Origin of the sequence: Maribacter algae, from assembly GCF_047345745.1 — a bacterium.
Lineage (GTDB): Bacteria > Bacteroidota > Bacteroidia > Flavobacteriales > Flavobacteriaceae > Maribacter.
In genome coordinates, this window is the sequence record NZ_JBLFES010000005.1 from 230,476 (window position 1) to 251,933 (window position 21,458).

Annotated in this window: 23 protein-coding genes and 1 tRNA gene; 13 read left to right on the top strand and 11 right to left on the bottom strand. The window is 39.7% G+C overall.

The window, feature by feature from the left end:
• The first annotated feature begins 47 nt into the window (after positions 1 to 47).
• From ACKWBX_RS17510 to ACKWBX_RS17540, 7 genes are read left to right on the top strand one after another with little or no spacing between them, the layout of a single operon-like run.
• Positions 48 to 767: a hypothetical protein gene (locus ACKWBX_RS17510; RefSeq protein ID WP_413970017.1), complete on the top strand. Its 720-nt coding sequence runs from the start codon at positions 48 to 50 to the stop codon at positions 765 to 767.
• Complete coding sequence (locus ACKWBX_RS17515; RefSeq protein ID WP_413970018.1) at positions 764 to 1,159, top strand: hypothetical protein; 396 nt, start codon at positions 764 to 766, stop codon at positions 1,157 to 1,159. Before ACKWBX_RS17510 ends, ACKWBX_RS17515 begins: the two co-directional genes overlap by 4 nt.
• 11 nt (positions 1,160 to 1,170) lie before the next feature.
• Positions 1,171 to 1,638 carry a hypothetical protein gene (locus tag ACKWBX_RS17520; protein ID WP_413970019.1) on the top strand — a complete coding sequence of 156 codons (468 nt, stop codon included), beginning with the start codon at positions 1,171 to 1,173 and terminating at the stop codon, positions 1,636 to 1,638.
• Positions 1,635 to 2,933 (top strand): hypothetical protein, encoded by a 1,299-nt coding sequence (locus tag ACKWBX_RS17525; RefSeq protein ID WP_413970020.1) that lies wholly within the window; start codon positions 1,635 to 1,637, stop codon positions 2,931 to 2,933. The genes ACKWBX_RS17520 and ACKWBX_RS17525 overlap by 4 nt, the downstream gene beginning before the upstream one ends.
• Positions 2,921 to 3,256: a hypothetical protein gene (locus ACKWBX_RS17530; protein ID WP_413970021.1), complete on the top strand. Its 336-nt coding sequence runs from the start codon at positions 2,921 to 2,923 to the stop codon at positions 3,254 to 3,256. Before ACKWBX_RS17525 ends, ACKWBX_RS17530 begins: the two co-directional genes overlap by 13 nt.
• Positions 3,246 to 3,722, top strand: coding sequence for a PulJ/GspJ family protein (locus ACKWBX_RS17535; protein WP_413970022.1), 477 nt, complete (start codon positions 3,246 to 3,248; stop codon positions 3,720 to 3,722). The genes ACKWBX_RS17530 and ACKWBX_RS17535 overlap by 11 nt, the downstream gene beginning before the upstream one ends.
• A 1-nt stretch (position 3,723) precedes the next feature.
• Positions 3,724 to 4,857: a type II secretion system F family protein gene (locus ACKWBX_RS17540; RefSeq protein ID WP_413970023.1), complete on the top strand. Its 1,134-nt coding sequence runs from the start codon at positions 3,724 to 3,726 to the stop codon at positions 4,855 to 4,857.
• A 30-nt stretch (positions 4,858 to 4,887) separates the two neighbouring features.
• On the opposite strand, the gene ACKWBX_RS17545 is transcribed toward ACKWBX_RS17540, so the two are convergent.
• Positions 4,888 to 5,604 carry a hypothetical protein gene (locus ACKWBX_RS17545; RefSeq protein ID WP_413970024.1) on the bottom strand — a complete coding sequence of 239 codons (717 nt, stop codon included), beginning with the start codon at positions 5,602 to 5,604 and terminating at the stop codon, positions 4,888 to 4,890.
• Between the two features lie 664 nt (positions 5,605 to 6,268).
• Between ACKWBX_RS17545 and ACKWBX_RS17550 the strand changes: the two genes are divergently transcribed.
• The 6 genes from ACKWBX_RS17550 (at position 6,269) to ACKWBX_RS17575 (ending at position 10,591) form a co-directional block, all read left to right on the top strand.
• On the top strand, positions 6,269 to 6,664 hold the full coding sequence (locus tag ACKWBX_RS17550) for a hypothetical protein (RefSeq protein ID WP_413970025.1): 396 nt from the start codon (positions 6,269 to 6,271) through the stop codon (positions 6,662 to 6,664).
• 321 nt (positions 6,665 to 6,985) lie between these two features.
• A complete protein-coding gene (locus ACKWBX_RS17555) occupies positions 6,986 to 7,333 on the top strand; it encodes a plasmid mobilization protein (RefSeq protein WP_413970026.1) in 348 nt (115 codons plus the stop codon).
• Complete coding sequence (locus ACKWBX_RS17560) at positions 7,323 to 8,372, top strand: relaxase/mobilization nuclease domain-containing protein (protein WP_413970027.1); 1,050 nt, start codon at positions 7,323 to 7,325, stop codon at positions 8,370 to 8,372. The genes ACKWBX_RS17555 and ACKWBX_RS17560 overlap by 11 nt, the downstream gene beginning before the upstream one ends.
• A gap of 8 nt (positions 8,373 to 8,380) precedes the next feature.
• Entirely contained in the window at positions 8,381 to 8,671 is a 291-nt protein-coding gene (locus tag ACKWBX_RS17565; protein ID WP_413970028.1) for a hypothetical protein, read from the top strand.
• 133 nt (positions 8,672 to 8,804) lie between these two features.
• The gene (locus ACKWBX_RS17570; protein WP_413970029.1) at positions 8,805 to 8,978 is read left to right on the top strand and encodes a hypothetical protein; all 174 of its coding nucleotides are present in this window, start codon (positions 8,805 to 8,807) and stop codon (positions 8,976 to 8,978) included.
• Positions 8,975 to 10,591 (top strand): recombinase family protein, encoded by a 1,617-nt coding sequence (locus tag ACKWBX_RS17575; RefSeq protein ID WP_413970186.1) that lies wholly within the window; start codon positions 8,975 to 8,977, stop codon positions 10,589 to 10,591. The genes ACKWBX_RS17570 and ACKWBX_RS17575 overlap by 4 nt, the downstream gene beginning before the upstream one ends.
• Here the strand turns inward: ACKWBX_RS17575 and ACKWBX_RS17580 are convergent.
• The 10 genes from ACKWBX_RS17580 to mraY form a co-directional block, all read right to left on the bottom strand.
• Positions 10,545 to 10,618 (bottom strand) — tRNA-Arg (locus ACKWBX_RS17580). The genes ACKWBX_RS17575 and ACKWBX_RS17580 overlap by 47 nt on opposite strands.
• Positions 10,619 to 10,734: 116 nt before the next feature.
• Positions 10,735 to 11,181 carry a GatB/YqeY domain-containing protein gene (locus ACKWBX_RS17585; protein ID WP_413970030.1) on the bottom strand — a complete coding sequence of 149 codons (447 nt, stop codon included), beginning with the start codon at positions 11,179 to 11,181 and terminating at the stop codon, positions 10,735 to 10,737.
• Between the two features lie 88 nt (positions 11,182 to 11,269).
• Positions 11,270 to 13,171 (bottom strand): cell division protein FtsZ, encoded by a 1,902-nt coding sequence (gene ftsZ, locus ACKWBX_RS17590; RefSeq protein ID WP_413970031.1) that lies wholly within the window; start codon positions 13,169 to 13,171, stop codon positions 11,270 to 11,272.
• Positions 13,172 to 13,214: 43 nt separating this feature from the next.
• Positions 13,215 to 14,549, bottom strand: coding sequence for a cell division protein FtsA (gene ftsA, locus ACKWBX_RS17595; protein WP_413970032.1), 1,335 nt, complete (start codon positions 14,547 to 14,549; stop codon positions 13,215 to 13,217).
• A gap of 5 nt (positions 14,550 to 14,554) precedes the next feature.
• Complete coding sequence (locus tag ACKWBX_RS17600) at positions 14,555 to 15,274, bottom strand: cell division protein FtsQ/DivIB (RefSeq protein WP_413970033.1); 720 nt, start codon at positions 15,272 to 15,274, stop codon at positions 14,555 to 14,557.
• Positions 15,264 to 16,616: a UDP-N-acetylmuramate--L-alanine ligase gene (gene murC, locus ACKWBX_RS17605; RefSeq protein WP_413970034.1), complete on the bottom strand. Its 1,353-nt coding sequence runs from the start codon at positions 16,614 to 16,616 to the stop codon at positions 15,264 to 15,266. The genes ACKWBX_RS17600 and murC overlap by 11 nt, the downstream gene beginning before the upstream one ends.
• A complete protein-coding gene (gene murG / locus ACKWBX_RS17610; protein ID WP_413970035.1) occupies positions 16,613 to 17,710 on the bottom strand; it encodes an undecaprenyldiphospho-muramoylpentapeptide beta-N-acetylglucosaminyltransferase in 1,098 nt (365 codons plus the stop codon). The genes murC and murG overlap by 4 nt, the downstream gene beginning before the upstream one ends.
• Complete coding sequence (locus ACKWBX_RS17615; protein ID WP_413970036.1) at positions 17,697 to 18,902, bottom strand: FtsW/RodA/SpoVE family cell cycle protein; 1,206 nt, start codon at positions 18,900 to 18,902, stop codon at positions 17,697 to 17,699. The genes murG and ACKWBX_RS17615 overlap by 14 nt, the downstream gene beginning before the upstream one ends.
• Positions 18,903 to 20,237 (bottom strand): UDP-N-acetylmuramoyl-L-alanine--D-glutamate ligase, encoded by a 1,335-nt coding sequence (gene murD, locus ACKWBX_RS17620; RefSeq protein ID WP_413970037.1) that lies wholly within the window; start codon positions 20,235 to 20,237, stop codon positions 18,903 to 18,905.
• Positions 20,238 to 21,458, bottom strand: a complete 1,221-nt coding sequence (mraY, locus tag ACKWBX_RS17625) for a phospho-N-acetylmuramoyl-pentapeptide-transferase (RefSeq protein ID WP_413970038.1) — start codon at positions 21,456 to 21,458, stop codon at positions 20,238 to 20,240.

Below are 21,458 nucleotides of genomic sequence, written 5' to 3' on the forward strand. Positions count from 1 at the left end.
CAACACTTACGGCTTTTTTTCGTTATGTTCTGTAAGAAAACCTACGTATGCGAACTTTTGGCTATTTACTGCTATCGGCTATGCTGATCATTGGCTGTGCGCCCCTGAAACAAAAGGGCAACACGGAAAAACACATGCCCTTTTTGGGCGACATCGGAAAGCATTCCAAATCATTGTTGCATTCCCAATTTCATAAAGTCGGAAGCCCGGAGCTGAAGAGCCCTATAGCACTCTCCGCAATAGCGGTTTCCTTTGACAGATCAAAATTTAAAAAATATACCGAAATAAGGTCAGCTTATGGGGAAAGTCCTATAGCTACCCAACCCGATTCTTTGATCGGAACCCTTAAGTATGTCTGCCTTGAAATTGCCGATAAAATCGGTATTAGGGAAGCCTTGAACCATGATAGCAATACTGCTGTCATTTCCTATTTGGCAACGGACACGGATTATGTGCTTGTTTCCAAAATTGCCATTATGGTCAACGAAGCCACCCGAAAGGAATTGACCACTGCCGAAACACTTTTCCTAATGGACGATGCTAACGGACAAATTATTGTTCAAGCTATAAGAGGAACATCAAAATCGTACATAGACCTATCATCCGAAGAAATTTTTGATTTTGAGGTCTCCGGATTCTGCTGGGGGGAAACGGTCTATGGGCAAAAACGAATCGAGACATTGACCTCGAACGGAGAAAGTTGCCCGCGGGGCACACAGCGTAAGGCATATAAACTAGATGAAACCAAAGATTACTCCAAATTATGAAGACATTTTTCAAGCCTATGACCATTATACTACTATTGGGAATGGGCCTATCTTGTGAGGATATACTGGAGGTGCCGGACATATCCAACGAAACGGTTCAGCTTGTGGCTCCGGCGGAGAACAGCATCGTAGTACAGACCGATGTAAGCTTCTCCTGGACGGAAGTATACGAGGCCAAAAGCTATCATGTCCAGGTTGCCACTCCCAATTTTGAGAATGCCTCACAGATTGTGATGGACAGCATTGTTGTGGTGGATAGCACCTTTACAAGCCCTAGAATTACAAAAATATTGACCAACAATGATTATGAATGGCGCATCAAGGCCATAAACAGTGCCTATGAGACCAGCTTTTTTGCCAATAGGTTCGTCGTAGATACGCTAAGGAATTAAAATCGATACCCTTGAACAAAAACCAAAAGACATATTTGTTATTGGCACTGGTCCTTGGTGTTTGGGGAGTTATCGCATATAAAATCCTGAATACGGTAAACCCTTCCGTTTCCAAAGTTGATATAGCGATTTCAAAGGACATATTTATACCTGAGAAAGTAAAAGTACGCGATACCTTTAGCATCGTTGCCAATTATCGAGATCCTTTTTTGGGTACGGTAAACGCTCCCAAAAACCCAAAGAAAACGCTCGCCATTAAAGACACAAAACCAAAAGTTCCTGAAAAGGCCATCGCATATACTGGATTCATCACGGATAAATCTTCTAGGCAAAAAATCTTTTTTGTGACCATAGATGGGCAACAGCATATGATGGCACTGAACCAGACTATAAACGAGGTGAAGCTAATAAGCGGTTCAAAAGGTAAAATCAGGGTGCGTTCGGCCGATCGTTTAAGAACAATACCATTGTCCGAATGACTATCGTCAAGAAAATAAAGGCAGGGGCACTTCAATTCGTGCTGTTCATTGGTGCGGTCGTCGCTATCCTGTTAATGGCCTTTGTTTTGTTGTCCTATACCCAATCTTATTTTGCAAAAAAAACGGATTTGGTCATAGCGGTCGTAAAATCCGCTAGTTTTGGAATGGATGTTTCATTGGACAAAAAAATTCCTTTGGAAGAATCCATTCCCATTCCATCGGAAAATAAATTGGGAATCGAGATAAAAGTAGGACGGGAACTATGGGGTATTTTTGAAAAAAGAACGGTTACCGCGGTACATGGAAATATTGGTACTGTAAAGACAGCTCTCGTTGGCGGGGCTTATTCCGATGAAATACCTGCACTTTATGTAAAGGACCAAAAAAGACCAATGGTCATAGCGGGCAACGCCAAAATAACCGGAGCTGCCTACCTTCCGGAAAAAGGACTCAAAGCAGGTAATATTTACGGGAATTCTTATAACAGATCGCAACTCGTTTATGGCAGGACATTCCAAAGTGATTCCGTATTACCTACAATAGATGATGAGATCAAACAACAGATAAAGACGTTGACCTCTATGAATTATGTTCCAGAAGGAAAGTTGGTAACTACTTTTCCGGAGAAGGAACTTAAAAATTCATTTCAATCCCCAACAATGATAATGCAGGGCCACGAGGTACGCTTAAAGGATATTGCCTTAAGCGGCAACATTATCATATCGGCTTCCCACAAAATTGTTGTTGAAGCGAGTGCAAAACTTCAAGATGTCCTATTGATAGCCCCGAAGATTGAAATTAAAAATTGGGTAAAAGGCACATTCCAGGCCTTGGCAAATACCCAAATTACAGTCGGGAAAAAGTGTGAGCTGTATTATCCAAGTGCTTTGGTCGTTCAAAAGAAAACCGCTTTTAATATTCCTTCAAGCACTGTGAATCCCCACTCGACATCATCAACTTATAAACCATCCATATACATGGATTCTTATGCCGAAGTAGGGGGAGTCGTTGCTTTTTTAGACGATGTAGAGCAACAATTATTCGCGCCACAGATCAAAATAGAAGAAAATGCAAAAGTTACCGGCGAGGTCTATTGTGCACAAAATTTAGAACTGAAAGGTAGGGTAAACGGAGCGGTATGTACCGGAGCATTTATGGCTTTGGAAAATGGTAGCATTTATCAAAACCATTTATATGACGGTCTGGTAAACAGTCAGAATTTGCATGCTTCATATTGTGGATTACTTATGGATAAGAGCGATAGGACCAAAAAGGTGATGAAATGGCTCTACTAAAAAAAATAAAGGCTTCAACACTTATGGAAACATTAGTGGCCACGGTATTGATCGTTATCATATTTATGACATCCAGTATGTTATTGAACAACTTATTGCGCCAAAACGTTAAGCAGAATATTGAAGCCGTAGAGGAGCGATTGAATTCGCTGGAATACCAATATAAGAACGGCATATTAAAGTTGCCCTATCACGAGGATTTTGAATCTTGGGAAATAAGCATTTTCAAAGAAGAATATAACGGAGTGGCTTTTGTAGCTCTTGAAGCTGAAAATGCCAAAACAAAGAAACAGGTAATCAATTACATCGGTAATGTCAATTAAAACAAAAAAAGTCAGGGCTTTTACCTTGAGCGAGATGATAGTGGTCCTATTGCTGACCGCCATCGTTGTAGGGATATCTTTTTCTGTATTGAATTTGGTACAACGTCAAATGGGCAGTATTGAAAATATCTATGAGGTAAAGTCGGAAGCGAACAATTTGCGGCAATCGCTTTGGATGGATTTTAGTACCCATAGTTATATTTTTTACGACGCAAAAAATAAACAGCTGAACGTTAGCAATGAATTAGGCTCGAAACAATATGCGTTTACAGGGAATCTTTTGATCAAAGAAAAGGATACTTTCAATATCAAAGTTGAATCCCTTCAATTTTATTTTGATAACGAGCCCATTGAACATGGAGAGTTGGATGCCATCGAATTAGTAACGAGCAAGGAAACCGGAAACCAAAGAATATTTGTCTACAAGGATAATTCTACGGCTACTTATATGAATCGGAACAAATAGAATGGGCTTTAAGTTAGAACAGACCATAGAGAGAAAATCATCCAACCCAACTGGGGGCAATTTGTCGAACCTTCTCAAAAAGGAAATCATTTTGTTCGGGAAAACCTTTGGGAACAGAAGAAAGGAAGATTTTTATTCGGAATTAGGTGTTTTGCTGAAAGCCGGGATCAATTTGAAGGAGGCCTTGTCCCTTATCCAAGAAAACCAAAAAAAGGAAAAGCTGAAAATTTTCTTTGGGGAAATGGTCGATGGGCTAGTTGCCGGGAAAAGCTTTTTTGAGGTGCTTCATGGAAAAGCGGAGTTTACGGAATATGAATATTACTCGGTAAAAATAGGGGAGGAAACCGGTACCCTGAGCAATATAGTTGAAGAACTGGGTAAATTTTATGAAAGGAAGAATGAACAAAGAAGGGGACTTTTAAACGCTTTAACGTATCCTATTATCATTATGTGTACGGCAGTTTTAGTAGTGGTTTTTATGCTAAGAATGGTGGTGCCTATGTTCGATGATATTTTTAGACAGAATGGTGTAGACCTCCCCCCGATTACCAAAATGATTATTAGCATTTCGAATTTTATCAGGGATTATGGTTGGTTGGTTTTGTTGTTCATAGGAACACTGCTGGTGTTGCGCAAGACCTTTTCCAAAAAGGAATGGTACAAGCAAGGAATTGATAAAATGCTCTTGAAAATACCGTATATAGGCAGTTTTATCAGTTCGGTATATTTAGCCCAGTTCACACAGGCTGTTGCGCTTTTGACTTCTTCAAAAGTACCCATGTTGCATAGCATCCAAATGGTGAAAGAGATGATCGATTTCTACCCCTTGAATATCGCTTTGGTCGATGTGGAAAAAGGAGTATTGGCCGGGCGGAGCCTAAATGCTAGTATGGCGGACAGCAAAATCTTTGACAACAAAATGGTTTCCTTGGTCAAAGTAGCCGAGGAAACCAATCAAACGGAATACATCTTTGAACGGTTGAATCAGCAATATGCAATCGAGGTACAGCAAAAGTCAAAACTGTTGTCCACCCTTATGGAACCCCTTATCATAGTCGTTATCGGTATTTTTGTTGGAGTGATATTGATTTCAATGTATTTGCCAATGTTCAAGTTGAGCAGTGTGGTGGGATAGACGCGACCACTTTAAACGAGTTTCCCAAATCTATTTGTACTTCAGCTTCAAATTATTTTTTAAACTTGTTATTCTGTTCAAGAACTGTTTTTGTTTTCTATATTTTACATTTAAGGATTCTAAAACGATATAATCTGTATATAGAGCAATGAAAATTATTATGATTAGTAAGATACTGTAGGCAAGAATTAATTTAGAATCAGTGATAAAATCCCTAGAATTGCTTAAAATTAATGTTGTGTAGATTCCAAACAAGAGTGTTATAACTGGAAATAATCTTTTGATAATATTCTGTAGTCCATACGTGGTCCTTTTAGTGAATAGATTACTCTTTGTTTCTTCTTCAATAATTTCCAATAGCCTTATATCTTTGTTATTCCCGAAAAGATGTCCTTTTGAAATCATTCTTTTATAATATAATTTATTTGTTTTTTGTCTATACTTGAGTGTTGGAAATTTTCTAAATGACCCTTTCTTAATCATTTTCAGTTTTAGCTTCTTGCATATCAACTTATTGATATAATCAAATAGTATAAACTGCACTATAATCATATTTACTCCCCATATCAAAAATACATACGGGATTTTGTTACTGTTTAAATAGATAAACATTGGAATTGCAGTTAACACAAGAATGGAATGGTGTATATAGGTTGGATTTTTATACCATTTTAATTCTTTGAAGATGAAATTTCTGTTTGATAATCCATTATGGATTTTTTCTGCTTTGATAGTTAAGGTGTTCATATTTTATAAATGTTTCAATATTAATTACTCTAAAATAGGTTAATACATATTTATAATCCACTCAGCATTCCCCTACATTTCGGGAAAAGAACTTCACTACCATAAAGTTGACCTTCTCCCGTATTTAGGCACCGGTCATAACTAGAGAATCCGGGCTATTTTCAGTCTTTTCTATGTACTCGTTGGGGGACATGTACCCCAACGAGCTATGCGGTTAGAAACATTAAGTTATATAGATTCAACCTCATCGGTCGGTACATAAGAGCTTGCCCATGGCAAGCCATTGTTGGCCAATTCTTTATTTAAAAACCCTATTTAGTCATACGATGCTATGTCCATATGACGAAATGAATAGTGCTATATAGCAACGATTATAGCTATAAAGCATTATATCATTGACTATGGCCATAATGTGTTGAATATTGGATGAATTGAATATTTGGAAAAATCTATTTTTCTCGGATAGCCTCTATTTTTTGATGCTACCCTTTTGAAGCTCAATTATCTTTTATGCCTCTCAACAACTTTAGATAAAAAATGTTTCAAAGAAAACCCAAAGCAAAGCTTTGGGCCTTTATGGTTAGGGGAAGAAAGAAGCTGTTGATAACTACCTTTGATTTGTTGTTTACATTAAAATCAAATCCGCTTAACTTTAAAACAAAAAGTGAACGAAACCCTTTTGTTGACCGACGAGGTTATCGAATTTCGTGACTCCTATCCAGCGCTTATCGACCAATGGGAAAGGCAAATAGGCCACGGAAATTGCCATCCCGACCTCCATTTTTGCTTCACCTTGGTGGATAGCTTTCCAAAATTGAGAGCATATTTGAGTATGTTGGATTATCGAATCTGTTTTGCCATAAACGCTCATATTGTCCATGCCAACTGGCAGCAGAAATTCATTGAATCAGAATTTGATGGTAACCTGGCACTTGAACTGGCCAATCGTGAAATACAACTGACCTATAAGGCCATAGATGAATCAGAAGCCATTTCAGAGAATTCAAAGGCTAAACTTTACCATGATATTTTGACCGACGGTCGTTCCAGTCATTTTTGAAGTGCGACTGGCAAAAATTAATTAAGACTTCAAAGAAGAACTTGGCTTTGAGCCGTATTTCACTTCGTGGAATACTTCGAAATTTATTTTCGACGGCACAAATCAATCCACTCCCTAGAAAGCACCTACTTCGAGATAGTACTCTCTTCATAGTATTTACCGTACAACACTCCATGTACGGCAAAGCCCTTATTGACTTGCGATATGTTTTAGGTTTGGTCAAAGTTAATCGGAGGTCACGTAGCAAGTTGTGTTTTTGCTAACAAAAACCCTACGCACTTCGTTTGCAGATTACCGGAAATACAAGCTAAATCAATTGAAATGGGAAGACCGAAAAAAGAATTTACGGCACGAAAGACAATACAGGTCAATGTAAGAATGACCGTTTATGATTATTCCAAAGTTTCCAATAATGCGGAAACTATCGGGTTGTCCATTACCGAATTAATCCGAAGAAAGATTACGAAAAAGTCGCTACCAAAGAAAAAGGTAAGTCCATCGGACCGGAAACTTTTTGTTGAACTGAGTCGAGTGGGAAACAATCTGAACCAAATTGCCAAGGTGGTAAACTCAGGCATTTGCGACCCGTTCAGTATCCATAGACAATTGAAGGAAGTAAAAACGCTATTGCAATACCTTAAATCATATATCACGAAAAATGATAGGTAAGATAGTCATAGGAAAGGATTTTTATGGAGTACTGGCCTACAATGAAAAAAAGGTACGTGAAGGGGTCGGGTATGTCATCGACTCCAATATCGAACATTCCACTTCCGTTGAAATGACGCAGGAATTCAACTTGATAAGGGAGCTACGCCCAAACCTCTGGAAAGCGGTACTTCATGTCTCCCTGAACCTGCCGCATTCGGATTATTTGGATGATAAGACGTTCGTATCGGTCGGATGCGATTATCTGATGAAGATGGGTTTTGACAACAATCAGTTTATCATGTACCGTCATACCGATACGGAACATGAGCATATCCATATTATAGCAAATCGGGTAAGGTATTCGGGGAGATTAACAAGTGACAGTAATATCAAAAGAAGAAGCCGTAAAATACTCGATGATCTGGAAAAGAAATACGGACTGACCCAAATCGTGGGTAACGCAAATTCCAAAAAATCACTTACCCAAAAAGAAATAGAGAAGACCCTAAGAACGGGCAATGTTCCGATAAAACTTGTTCTTCAGGACAAAATCGGTTCAGTAATTTCAAGGGCAACGGATACCGCGCAATTCATCACATTACTACAACAGCAAAATATATCGCCAAGATTCAACGTGAGCAAAACCGCGGGAAGAGTCTCGGGCATATCCTTCAAATACCAAGGAGTTGTATATAAAGGCAGTACGCTCGGTAAAAAATTTTCATGGAACAGCATCGTAAAACATATCGCTTATGAGCAAACAAGAGACCGTCCGGTTATACTATCGGCTAATGAAAAAGAACGAGGAACTCATCTTACTGGCGAAAGAAACAATGGAACGACAATCAGGCATGAACAAAGAAATAATAGAACTGCGCAAGGCACTGAAAATTCTTCTGGGCAATCAGAAGGTCATCTGGGAAAAACTGAGGGAAATGGAGTAGTCCAACCTCTAGTAGGTGAAACGGAATGGAATCCGTTTAAACTTGAACTAATGGATGAAGGTATTAAGAAAAAGCGCAAAAGAAAGAAGAAAAAGAAAGGACTGAACCTATAGAAGATATTATGAAAGAGAACAAGAAGTTACAATCTTCGGAATTAACTCCATCTGAAGTTCAGGTGCTGGAGATGATACGGAACAAAAGGTTCCTATCCATTAAGTTGATAATCAAAAATGGGGAGGTCGATACAATCGAGGGTTTGGAGCGACTACATACAGGAGAGCGTATTATCGATATGTTGAAACAACATGATTTTCAGAATCTGGAAATCAAGCAAAGCAATGGTAAAATTGTTTGTGTGAACAGGATTTTCAAGAAAAAAATCCGTCCCGCCGACAATGCCACAAGTTGTTAACCAATACCTCATAAGTATGGATAAAATATTGATTTCTTGAGATTTTAATCAATTAAAAAAAGGTAAATTAAAGCCTGCTTTCACAAATACGAGAGTGACCTTCAAACACAGGAGCTGTCGATATTTATAGGAAATGTTAAACTCAATACTTGAGCTAAAGCAGAAAAACAAAATATTCAACAGTACATGGCTCAGAACTTATGAAGATTTTGAAGATTACTCGGAAGAAGATGCGGAAAAGACCGTAGAACAACTTCAAGCAATCGCCAATATAGTTTGTGACCATGTCCAAAAAGAGAGTATATGAACTTAGAGGTATTCGAGCAATTTGCAAAGAAGGAAAAGGGAAGAATCATAGGTAAAAGTAATACGGCCGTTATTTACACGCGTGTTTCCAGCAAAGAGCAATTTGACAACAATGCCAGTCTTACTACCCAACTAAAATATTGCCAAGAGTATGCGATAAGAAAAGAGCTGGATGTCATAGAATACTTTGGGGGAACTTATGAATCGGCAAAGAGCGATGAACGTAGGGAATTCCAAAAGATGCTAAGCTATGTCAAGCGACGAAAGAACATCGGTTACATCATTGTCTATTCCTACGATAGGTTTTCAAGAACGGGTGCCAACGGTGCATATATCAGCGGGCAACTAAAGAAACAGGGAATAGCGGTCGTTTCGGCCACCCAGGAAATCGATGTTACCACAAGCGCAGGTACGTTCCAGGAAAATCTTTTTCATATGTTTTCCCACTTCGACAACCAAATCCGCAGGGACAAATCCATTACGGGCATGCAGGAAAAGTTACGAAAGGGATACTGGACGGGAGCTTATCCCTTTGGATACACCAATACCAATCCCGGTAAAGGGAAGATTCCGAATTTTGTAGTTTCTGAACAAGGAAGATTGCTAAAGCATGCTTTTATATGGAAGGCGGACTCTAATATGTCCCATGTCGAGATTGCGCAACGTCTGAAGGAAAAGGGCTTGAATATAAACGCAAAAAAACTGACCGACATTTTTAGAAACCCCTTCTATTGTGGACTTATTGTCAACAGTCTGATTCCGGGAGAGGTAATTCAAGGAAAGCACGAGGCCCTTGTTTCGAAAAAGGTTTTCCTGAAAATACATAATCTACTTCACGCAGGCGACACACCCAAGAAATATTCGTTCGATGATGAAAACCTGCCATTAAAAATGTTTGTCAGATCCTCGGTTTGCGGAACACCTTACACTGGATTTATCGTAAAGAAAAAGGGCCTGTATTATTACAAAAACAGGCGTAAAGGAAGCAAGGAGAACAGAAGTGCCAAAAAGCTGCATGACGAATTTTTAAATGTGTTAGGGAGGTTTAAAATAGCGGATAGAAAGTATATCGAACCATTGACCGAGATAATTCACGACACCCTCATAAATAAAAATCAAGAGGCACTTGACGATCAAAAGCGATTGACCAAAGAACTCGGCCAGCTCGAAGAAAGAATCGATACATTGGAAAGAAGATTCGTTTTACTGAACGAAATTACAAGATCGCAGTACGACCTTTTTATGCCTGAACTAAAAGCAAAACAAAGGGAATTGAAGGTAAAATTGGAAAATGGGGGAATAAATAGTTCAAACCTCAAAAAATCCGTAAAAATTGCACTTGATTATGCTTGTAACCTACCGTCTTTATGGGAGTTAGGTAATCTGGAAACTAAGAGAGCCATACAATATATGGTGTTCCCTGACGGGATTAGGTATGACTTCAAAAACAAGCTAGTTCAAACTTTTCGGGTCAATGAAATTTTTAATGCAATCTGCTCATTTTCAGGGAATTTGAAGGAAATAGAAAAGGGGACTTTCCACTCGATTTGCAGAAAATCCCCTTTAGTGACCGCGGAGGGATTCAAACCCCCAACCCTCAGAGCCGAAATCTGATGCGCTATTCAGTTGCGCCACGCGGCCATTATATTTATTATTAAAACAAATCTTACCACTACTCCCGCCGAAACCTGCCTGCCGATAGGCAGGTCTGATACGCTATTCTCCCGAGACTTCGGGAGCGCCACGCGGCCGTTTATTTATGAATTCAATTTCGCTTTTACAATCGTAGAAATGGTCTTTCCATCTGCCTGGCCCGCTAATTCCTTAGAGACCATTCCCATTACTTTTCCCATATCTTTCATCCCGGAAGCGCCTGTTGCATCAATAGTCTGTATTACTACTTTCTCTATTTCTTCCTCGGACAATTGCTCTGGCAAAAACTGTTCTATTACCGCCACTTGAGCCAATTCAGGGGCTGCCAAATCTTCCCTACCCTGCTCTTTGAAAATAGCGGCACTATCTTTACGCTGTTTTACCAGCTTTTGAACAAGTTTGGTCTCATCTTCTTCCGACAGCGCTCCTTCACCACTAGTCTGAGCCAACAATAAGGCCGACTTAATAGCTCTTAACGATTCAAGAGCTACAGTATCCTTGGCTTTCATAGCCGTTTTCATCTGCTCCATTACCTTTTGTTGTAGTCCCATATGAATCTATTTTAGCCGCACGAAGATAAAAAATAAACCCGAAAACAATACTTGTTTTCGGGTTTAAACTTGTAAGTTTTCAAGATTGTTAATCTACATTATCATGTAGAAAAGAGTTGTTGGACCGTAATTGAATTTCATCATTACTATCATCACTTAAACTTGTTCTGGATATCTTATTTTCCCTTGGATTATCGTTTAAATCTACTCCTTGTCTTTTGTAGGCGGGCTCCTTTTCTATTTCATCGATATTACTTAAGCTATTCTGAAATTTATAGTTGAAATCTTTTAGTTTTCTCCTCCGTTCGTCCGCTCTTTCCCTCAATAATTCCTCAATCGGGGATTCCATTGGATCAATTGTTTTTATAGCTTCCTCTGGGCGGTTATCTACGACCGTCTTTTTCTCGAAAACCAATTCGTCCTCTATGATTTTTGGTTCGAACTCTTCTGCCTTGGATTTAGCACCGGTCAGTTTGTTTTCCAATTGCATATAATCATCGAGACTGTATCTTTTTTCACCATTTTTATCATACTCCAACACCGGAATTACCTCAATACTATCCTTGACCTTGATATCCCTTACATCATCATCCAGATTAAAGGTTATCACGTTTTCTTTTTCTTCCTCTTCCTCGATTGGATTTGAAGCCAAGGGCATGTCAAAACTTAGCTCCGTTTGGTCTTCTTTTGCCTTTAAAATCTCAGGCTCCACTACTTCAATATTTCGTAAGGCATCAGAAGATTCTATGATGACAAAATCATCTTCGCTAATACCCTCAGCAACTACTTCCTCATAAAATACATTGAAATTTCTTATGTAGTTCGTTGTGGGTATCAAATCAAAATCCCCCTCGTCCAACAGTTCATATGCAGCAGGTTCTTCGTCCTCATCAATTTCCAAGGTATGAACCGTCCTGCGGTTCATCAACTCCTTTTCGGCCTTTTGTTCATCCTCCAAGGTGTGAATAATTTTTTTTGTTTCCGTATTTACGATATCGTCTTGTTGCTCTACATTAAATCCCGTAGCAATGACCGTTACGGCGATAGCTTCTCCCAAGCCTTCATCTTCACCGACGCCCATAATAATATTGGCACCATAACCTGCCTCTATCTGAATGTGGTCATTAATTTCCCCTATCTCATCAATCGTGATTTCCTGAGAACCGGAAACAATCAATAATAATACATTTTTAGCACCGGTAATCTTATTATCGTTCAACAAAGGTGAATCCAAAGCCTTCATGATGGCCTCATTGGCCCTTGCGGAGCCTGAAGCTATCGCAGAACCCATAATTGCCGTACCACTATTAGAAAGCACCGTTTTAGCATCACGTAAATCTATATTCTGAGTGTAGTGATGAGTAATTACCTCGGCAATACCGCGAGCGGCCGTTGCCAATACTTCATCGGCTTTTGAAAATCCTGCCTTAAAACCAAGGTTTCCATAAACCTCTCTTAGTTTATTGTTATTGATGACGATTAATGAATCAACATTTTTCCTGAGCTTTTCAATACCACGCTGTGATTGCTCACATCTCATCCTGCCTTCAAATTGAAAAGGCATGGTAACGATTCCAACGGTAAGTACATCTAGCTCCTTAGCAAATTTAGCAATGACAGGAGCAGCACCAGTACCTGTTCCCCCGCCCATACCAGCGGTAATAAAAATCATTTTGGTGGTAGTGTCCAACATATTTTTTATGTCTTCCATACTTTCCATGGCGGCCTGCTCACCAACTTCAGGATTGGCACCAGCTCCCAAACCTTCCGTCAATGAAACGCCCAACTGAATTTTGTTTGGCACAGGACTATTATCCAAGGCCTGTGAATCCGTATTGCAAATAACAAAATCCACTCCGTTGATACCTGCCTGGAACATGTGGTTTATGGCATTGCTACCACCGCCGCCTACACCGATGACCTTTATGACATTGCTTTGATTTTTTGGGAGATCAAAAGAAATACTATCAAATTCGTTGTTGTTACTCATCTTCTTTTTATTACTGGTTATTGTATGCTAAACTTTATATTCTTTACTCTGCGTTATCCAAAAATTCCTTTAGTTTTTCGGACCATTTGTCAAATACAGATTTACGTTCTTTTTTTTGTGTTCCGGTCACAGCTGCTTCCATTTCATGGTCTGCATAAGCCAATTCCCGTTCTTGCTCCACTTCTTCCGTTACTTGCTCTTCATAATTTACCTTATACTGATTCTTTATCGCATTCATCAAAAGCCCTACTGCCGTAGCATATAAAGGACTTGCGATTTCCTCACTGGAATCACCGGCCAAATGTTCGTTTGGATATCCTATTCTGGTATCCATTCCCGTAATGTATTCCACCAACTGCTTTAAATGCTTTAATTGGCTGCCGCCTCCGGTCAATACGATACCGGCAATCAGTTTCTTTTTCTGCTCCTCATGACCATAATTCTTGATTTCCACATAGACTTGCTCTATAATTTCAACCACTCTGGCATGGATTATTTTAGATAGATTTTTAAGTGTGATTTCCTTTGGTTCACGTCCTCGCAATCCGGGAATGGAAACAATCTCGTTATCCTTGTTTTCCCCTGGCCAAGCCGAACCAAATTTTGTTTTAAGCGATTCTGCCTGTTTTTCAATAATAGAACATCCTTCCTTGATATCTTCGGTAATCACACCACCTCCAAAAGGAATCACTGCGGTATGCCTGATAATTCCATCCTTAAAGATGGCCAAATCCGTGGTTCCGCCACCTATATCTATCAATGCAACACCCGCCTCTTTCTCTTCTTGGCTTAATACGGCATCCGATGATGCCAATGGCTCCAAAGTAATGTTTCCCAGGTCCAATCCTGCACTTTTAATGCAACGTCCTACGTTTTTGATAGAAGTTACCTGACCTACAACCACATGAAAGTTGGCTTCCAAACGGCCTCCGTACATCCCGATAGGTTCTTTAATCTCTGCTTGCCCATCTACTTTATACTCCTGCGGCAGAACATGTATGATTTCTTCGCCTGGAAGCATAATCAGTTTGTAAACCTGATTGCACAACTTATCCAAATCTTCCTCGTTTATTACTTCTTCCGAATCTGCCCTAGTAATATAGTCGCTATGCTGTAAACTTCTAATATGTTGACCGGCGATACCTACGACCACGGAACCTATCTTAAGACCGGAGTTTGCCTCCGCTTCCTCAATAGCCTGTTGTATGGATTTAATGGTCTGCGTAATGTTATTTACCACGCCACGGTGCACACCCAAACTTTTGGACTTGCCAATACCCAAAATCTCAATCTTACCATATTCGTTCTCCTTACCGATCATGGCAACGATTTTGGTTGTTCCGATGTCTAGACCGACTGAATAATTAGCTTGTTCCATTTTCTTTAAATTTTAGTGCACACTACTTGGTTATTGAATTCTAAACTTACTACCGCAAAATTTTCCAAGGTTTTGTCTTTATTTGCTTTCGCATAAAACGCCTTGAAATTGCTGAACTTTTCCTCTAGATTTTCAATCCCTCCTAGATTTACCACAAACTGGTTCAGCCTAAATTTTAACTGGTAATCATCTTCTTTTTCAATATGAATACCTATTACGTTCTTTCGCAAAAAATCGTCCTTATTGATAAATTCCAATATGACATATACATCCTCCAGGCTTTTCCCTGTAATATTGCCTGTTATAATAGGGACCCTAGCAGAATGATTTTTAGATAACGGCATGCGTTTTCCTTCATCATCCAGATAAAACTTTTTACTCCCCTCTATGCGTCCGATTGGTTTGCGTTGAACAATTTTAGACGTAAGTTCACCATCAACAGTGAGATAAACTTGGGCACTTTTCACCATTTCATTGGCCTCTAGGACCTTTTCTACAGTATTCAAAACTAATTTTTCTTTGGGCACATTCTCGAGCCCTCCATATTTTTGTATTAACAATTTATTAACCGTGCCTTCCGTGATGTATAAATTCTCGTCACCAACGAATTCAACCTTCATTTTAATAATTTTTTTCTTACTGCTGCGATGGTTAGAAAATGCGTAAAGCCCCATTATTACTAACACAAGCGCAGTTATCTTAAAATAGTTCCAATTAATGCGCATATTCCAATTCTTCTTTAATTTTTTTTATTTCTAAGCCGATATCGCCCGCACCCATGGTCACCAACAGCTCAGGATTTTGTTCTTTTATTTCAGTTATTATTTGCTCTTTTCCGATACTTTTTTTATTGCTATTCGTCATTTTTTCCAACAACCAATCCGATGTTATTCCCGCTATTGGCTTTTCTCTGGCCGGATAAATATCCAACACCAAAACATTTTCGAATTTTGATAAAACTTTTGCAAAATCGTCTCCAAAATCTCTAGTCCTAGAGAACAAATGCGGTTGAAAAATGGCCAACACCTTTTTATTAGGGTGCATTTCTAAAATGGCATCGTATACCGCGTCTATTTCTGTGGGATGATGTGCATAATCATCTATAAAGATGAAATCGTCTGTCTTGATCTGATACGAAAAACGTCTTTGTACGCCCTTAAAACTTCCCAAGGCATCCGCTATGCGATATGGTGGGGAACCTGCCTGTATTGCCATAGCAAAAGCTACCAGACCATTGAGCAAATTATGTCTTCCCGGTTTGTTGAACTTAACTCCTTTCAAAACTGTTTCAGGAGTTCCCAAATCAAATATATAGGTACCTTGTTCTATTTTTATATTACGGATACAGTAATCGGAATCGTCCTCTATTCCGTAGGTGACTCCTTTCAACGGCAGCCCGTTCCGTACAAAAAGCGTTCCGCCAGGTTTTAATCGCTCGGTGAATTCCCTAAAGGAATTTTCCAATGCTCTTTTATCCCCATAAATGTCCAAATGATCGGCATCCATTGAAGTAATACAGGCCACGTTGGGTGAAAGCCTTAAAAAGGAACGGTCAAACTCATCTGCCTCCACAACCGAATACTCAGTTCCTTCCAAAAGTAAATTGCTGTTGAAATCTTCTGAAATACCCCCTAGAAAAGCGGTGAGCGGTGTTCCCGTTTCTTTTAGCAAATGTGCCAAAATACTTGAAGTAGTCGTTTTCCCATGTGTACCTGCCACCGCAAAACAGTACGAATCCTTTGTAATGAGCCCCAATACTTCAGATCTTTTTTTGACAGTATATCCATTCTGAAGAAAATATTGATATTCCGAGTGTGAGTCCGGAACGGCAGGTGTATAAACAATCAACGTATTTTCAACATTTAGGAATTCCTCGGGAACAGCCTGAAAATTATCCTGATAGTGTATAGCGATGTTCAAATCCGAAAGCTCCTTCGTTAAAGGTGTTTCTGTTTTGTCGTAGCCTGCTACGGATTTATTGATAAACTTGAAATAACGAGCCAAGGCAGACATTCCGATGCCGCCTATCCCTATAAAATACACCCTATGTATCTGCTCTATATTCATTTGTTCTCTACCAATAATTTTTCTATTTCGTCACATATATCCTTCGTAGCGTTTGGCAAAGCCAATACTTTTATATTTCTCGACAATGTCTCTTGTTGTTCTTCGGATGCCATTAATTGACCGAAAACGCTTTCAAATTCCAAATCCAAGTCCTTTTCCCGAATCAACACTGCGGCATTCTCTTTTTCCAAGGCTTGCGCATTTTTGGTTTGGTGGTCTTCAGCAACATTTGGCGATGGTATAAACACCGTCGGTTTGCCAACTAAACACAATTCGGAAACCGAACCTGCCCCTGCTCTAGAGATGATTATGTCCGCTGCGGAATAGGCCTTATCCATATCATTCAAAAAGGCATATACTTTTACGTCATCCGTATTTCTGTCCTTATAATTTTCTATATATCCTTTCCCACATTGCCATAAAACTTGGATTCCCAAACTCCTGAAATATTCCAACTCTTTATCTATGAGTTGATTTATGCTCCTAGCACCCAAACTTCCACCTAGCACTAAAAGCGTTTTTACATCTGGTTTTAATCCAAAGAAGGCTAAAGCTTCACTTTTAGGAATCGCTATATCAACCAAATCCGCTCTAACAGGGTTTCCAGTTTTCACTATTTTGTCCTTGGGGAAAAACTTTTCCATCCCATCATATGCCACACATATTTTGGCAACGCTACCCTTTAAAAGCTTGTTGGTAATCCCGGCATATGAATTTTGCTCCTGCAATACGCATGGAATTTTTCTTCCCGAGGCTACTTTTAATAAAGGCCCGCTAGCAAAACCACCCGTTCCGATGACCGCATGTGGCTGTATTCTGGATACTATTTTTCGTGCCTTTATCAAACTACTTATCAATTTTATGGGAAACATTATATTTTTAAGGGTGAGTTTCCGCTGTAACCCTGAAATCCATAAACCTTCTATTTTATATCCTGCCTGCGGAACTTTTTCCATTTCCATCCTGTCCTTTGCCCCCACAAAAAGAAATTCCGCATCTGGATATCTCCTTTTCAGTTCGTTCGCTATGGATACCGCCGGATAAATATGTCCGCCCGTTCCTCCTCCAGAAAGTATGAACCTATAATTGCCCACTTAGCACTTCTAAAGGATTTGTCTCATCTATTTCCGATGTATAAGCACCTTCTTGTGCTATACTTTTATTACTTGCACTCAATATAATACCAATGGCCAAACAGGTCATCCAACTGGAAGTACCCCCACTACTGATCAATGGTAAATTCTGTCCGGTCACCGGAAAAAGTTCAACGGCTACGGCCATATTTATCAATGCTTGAAAAACAATAGGAAGCCCAACACCCAATACCAAAAGTTTCCTAAAAACAGTGCCGGAACCATTAGCCACAACCACTATTCTGAACAGTAGAAATAAGTAAAAGAACATCAATGCAAAACCACCGACCAATCCATATTCCTCAACAATAATTGCATAGATAAAATCCGAAGAACTCTGCGGCAGAAAGTTCTTTTGCACACTTTTCCCCGCTCCCCTGCCCACAATTCCGCCCGTGGCGATAGCAATTTTGGCTTTTTCTATCTGATAATTTGCTTCCGTATCTTCCGGATTGGAAAAACTATCGATCCTACTCATCCAAGTATCCACTCTATTAGGGAATAGATCCGGAGCTGCTTTTGCCGTGAGAACAAATAAGGTTAAACATACTATTCCCGTTCCTACAATTCCAAACAAATATTTCAAAGGATATCCGCCTAAAAAACAGAGCATCAGTACCATCGAGAAAATAATGCCAGCAGTTGAAAAATTGGCAGGAAGAATTAAGAACACCACCAAAAAGACCGGTACCCATAAAGGCAGAATACTCTCCGTAAATGTTACTTTGATATCCCTAATTTTTGAAAGATATCTTGCCACATAAATCATTAGTACCACTGCTGCCAGATTTGAAGGCTGAAAACCAAAACCGACGAATGGAATCCGTATCCAACGGCTAGCATTGGCCCCACCGCCACCTGTAGTACCTTGCGCCAATACAAAAATCAGCAGTACTATGACCACGGGCATCGCAATCAAGGACAATCCTTTAAAAAAATGCGTCGGTATTTTGTGAATCCCGTACATGATTCCAAAACCTAAAAAGAGCAATAAGGCGTGTTTTACCAAATGCCCCACCGTGGTACCGTTACCCACTACATACACTAGATTACTGCTAGCACTGTACACCGGCAAGAACGAAAACAGAGCCAAAAGTGCCGCAATGGCCCAAATAGCTTTATCCCCCTTTATATTTTGAAAAATCCGTAGCACTTATAAATTTTTTACACTCTTTTTAAATTGATTCCCCCTATCCTCATAATTTTCAAACAAATCGAAACTGGCACATGCGGGGGACAGTAAAACCGTATCTCCACGTTCCGCGATTTTATAGGCTACCTTTACCGCTTCTTCCATCGCAAAGGTTTCCACCATCAAATCCACCACATTCCCGAACACCTCTTTAATCTTTGTATTATCCTCTCCAAGACAAATAATGGCTTTCACTTTTTCACGAACCAATGGCATCAGCTCCTTATATTCGTTTCCTTTGTCCACGCCGCCCACTATCCAAACCGTTGAGGTCTTGACACTGTCCAAGGCATAGTATGTGGCATTCACATTGGTTGCCTTGGAGTCGTTGATATATTGCACATGATGTATTTTAAGTACCTTCTCCAAACGATGGGGCACTCCTTGAAAATTGGAAACACATTGCCTTATCGTTTCTTTTCGAATCCCTACAAGCTTGGCAATAGTTGCCGCGGCCATGGTATTCTTTAAATTGTGCTGCCCTTCTAAGGCTAGAGTATCTTTCATCATCGTAATAGTGTCCGTTTGTGTTTTAATCATAATCTGTTCATTCTTTAGAAATGCTCCTTCTTCAAAAGTCTTGTTCAAAGAAAAAGGCATCAATTTGGGTTTGATCGGGTTAGCTTTCAAGTTTTCAGAAATCACCTCATCATCGGCATCGTAAATAAAATACTGCGACTCATCCTGGTTCTTAGCTATACTGAATTTAGAAGCGATATACTTCTCGAATTTGTAATCATACCGATCCAAATGGTCCGGAGTAATATTTGTGATGACCGCGATATGCGGCTTAAAATCCTTTATGCCATCCAATTGAAAACTACTGATTTCCAATACGTAATAATCATAATCGTTTTCGGCAACCATTTTAGCATAACTATCCCCTATATTACCGGCCATACCAACGTTCAGACCACCTTCCTTGAGCAAATGATAGGTCAACATGGTGGTTGTGGTCTTACCATTGCTTCCCGTGATTCCTATAATCGTGGCATCCGTATATCTAGAAGCAAATTCGATTTCTGAAATCACAGGAATCCCTTTTTTTACCAGTGCCTTTACCAATGGAACAGTATCCGGTATTCCAGGGCTTTTCATGACCAGATTCGCTGAAAGAATCAGTTCTTCCGAATGCTTTTCTTCCTCCCAATCAATTCCAAAATGTTCAAGAACGTTTTTATATTTTTTCTTTATTTTTCCCTTATCGGAAACAAATACCTTATATCCCTTTTTCTGCCCTAAAATAGCGGTGCCCACACCACTTTCTCCGCCTCCGAGAATTACTAAAAATTCCATTTAGCGCACTTTTAGTGTCACTATTGTCACAATTGCCAACATAATCCCCACAATCCAAAACCGGGTTACGATCTTGCTCTCGTGATAGCCTTTCTTTTGGTAATGGTGATGCAAGGGAGACATCAAGAAAATTCGCTTTCCTTCCCCCAATTTTTTCTTGGTATACTTGAAATATCCTACCTGCAACATTACGGAGAGCGACTCGGCGAAAAAGATGCCGCACAATAATGGAATCAATAATTCCTTCCGTACGATAATCGCGATTACAGCAATTACCCCTCCAATGGTCAAACTCCCCGTGTCTCCCATAAAAACTTGTGCAGGAAACGTATTGTACCATAAAAACCCAACCAAGGCCCCCACAAAAGCGGTGATGAATATAAGCAACTCACCTACTCTTGGGATGTACATAATATCCAGATAATCCGAGAAAATAATATTACCGGAAACCAGTGCAAAGACGCCCAATGTAAATACAATAATCGCAGAGGTACCTGCGGCCAGACCGTCAATACCATCCGTTAGATTTGCACCGTTGGATACTGCCGTAACAATCAAAATAATTATGGGAATAAAAATGAGCCATGCGTACTCCTTTGCTCCTTCACCGGCCCAACCAATAAAATTGCTGTAATCAAATTCGTTATTCTTGAAAAAGGGAACCGTGGTCATGGTAGATTTCACTTCGGCCCCTTGAACTTCCTCCACTGTGTATTGTGCCGTAATCGTTGTTTTATCGTGCTCCCTCATAGTCACCTCAGGGTGAAAATAAAGTACCGCTCCAACAATTAACCCCAACACTATTTGTCCCAAAACCTTGAACTTGCCCTTAAGACCTTCCTTGTTCTTTTTAAAGACCTTTATGTAATCATCGGTAAAGCCGATAATCCCCATCCATATGGTGGTAAAAATGAGCAAAAGAATATAGATGTTTTCCAAACGGGCAAACAAAAGTACCGGAATCAATGTAGCCATGATGATGATGATGCCTCCCATCGTAGGTGTTCCCGCTTTTTGCTGCTGTCCTTCTAGACCCAGATCCCGAATGGTTTCGCCGACTTGCTTATTTTGAAGAAATAGAATGATGCGCTTCCCATAAGCCGTAGCGATGATCAAGGAAAACAATATGGCCATTGCCGCCCGAAACGTACTGAACTGAAACAGACTGGCTCCTGGCAACTGGTATTCTTTTTCTAAATATTCGAACAGATAGGTTAACAT

Excerpts from the sequence above, each read along its gene's own strand:
- ACKWBX_RS17540 (WP_413970023.1), top strand. The coding sequence starts at position 3,724 with ATGGGCTTTAAGTTAGAACAGACCATAGAGAGAAAATCATCCAACCCA.
- ftsA (WP_413970032.1), bottom strand. The coding sequence starts at position 14,549 with ATGGAACAAGCTAATTATTCAGTCGGTCTAGACATCGGAACAACCAAA.
- mraY (WP_413970038.1), bottom strand. The coding sequence starts at position 21,458 with ATGTTAACCTATCTGTTCGAATATTTAGAAAAAGAATACCAGTTGCCA.
- ACKWBX_RS17515 (WP_413970018.1), top strand. The coding sequence starts at position 764 with ATGAAGACATTTTTCAAGCCTATGACCATTATACTACTATTGGGAATG.
- ACKWBX_RS17510 (WP_413970017.1), top strand. The coding sequence starts at position 48 with ATGCGAACTTTTGGCTATTTACTGCTATCGGCTATGCTGATCATTGGC.
- ACKWBX_RS17565 (WP_413970028.1), top strand. The coding sequence starts at position 8,381 with ATGAAAGAGAACAAGAAGTTACAATCTTCGGAATTAACTCCATCTGAA.
- ACKWBX_RS17535 (WP_413970022.1), top strand. The coding sequence starts at position 3,246 with ATGTCAATTAAAACAAAAAAAGTCAGGGCTTTTACCTTGAGCGAGATG.
- ACKWBX_RS17560 (WP_413970027.1), top strand. The coding sequence starts at position 7,323 with ATGATAGGTAAGATAGTCATAGGAAAGGATTTTTATGGAGTACTGGCC.
- ACKWBX_RS17555 (WP_413970026.1), top strand. The coding sequence starts at position 6,986 with ATGGGAAGACCGAAAAAAGAATTTACGGCACGAAAGACAATACAGGTC.
- ACKWBX_RS17530 (WP_413970021.1), top strand. The coding sequence starts at position 2,921 with ATGGCTCTACTAAAAAAAATAAAGGCTTCAACACTTATGGAAACATTA.
- ACKWBX_RS17545 (WP_413970024.1), bottom strand. The coding sequence starts at position 5,604 with ATGAACACCTTAACTATCAAAGCAGAAAAAATCCATAATGGATTATCA.
- ACKWBX_RS17600 (WP_413970033.1), bottom strand. The coding sequence starts at position 15,274 with ATGCGCATTAATTGGAACTATTTTAAGATAACTGCGCTTGTGTTAGTA.
- ACKWBX_RS17525 (WP_413970020.1), top strand. The coding sequence starts at position 1,635 with ATGACTATCGTCAAGAAAATAAAGGCAGGGGCACTTCAATTCGTGCTG.
- ACKWBX_RS17570 (WP_413970029.1), top strand. The coding sequence starts at position 8,805 with ATGTTAAACTCAATACTTGAGCTAAAGCAGAAAAACAAAATATTCAAC.
- murD (WP_413970037.1), bottom strand. The coding sequence starts at position 20,237 with ATGGAATTTTTAGTAATTCTCGGAGGCGGAGAAAGTGGTGTGGGCACC.
- ftsZ (WP_413970031.1), bottom strand. The coding sequence starts at position 13,171 with ATGAGTAACAACAACGAATTTGATAGTATTTCTTTTGATCTCCCAAAA.
- ACKWBX_RS17585 (WP_413970030.1), bottom strand. The coding sequence starts at position 11,181 with ATGGGACTACAACAAAAGGTAATGGAGCAGATGAAAACGGCTATGAAA.
- ACKWBX_RS17575 (WP_413970186.1), top strand. The coding sequence starts at position 8,975 with ATGAACTTAGAGGTATTCGAGCAATTTGCAAAGAAGGAAAAGGGAAGA.
- murC (WP_413970034.1), bottom strand. The coding sequence starts at position 16,616 with ATGAATATAGAGCAGATACATAGGGTGTATTTTATAGGGATAGGCGGC.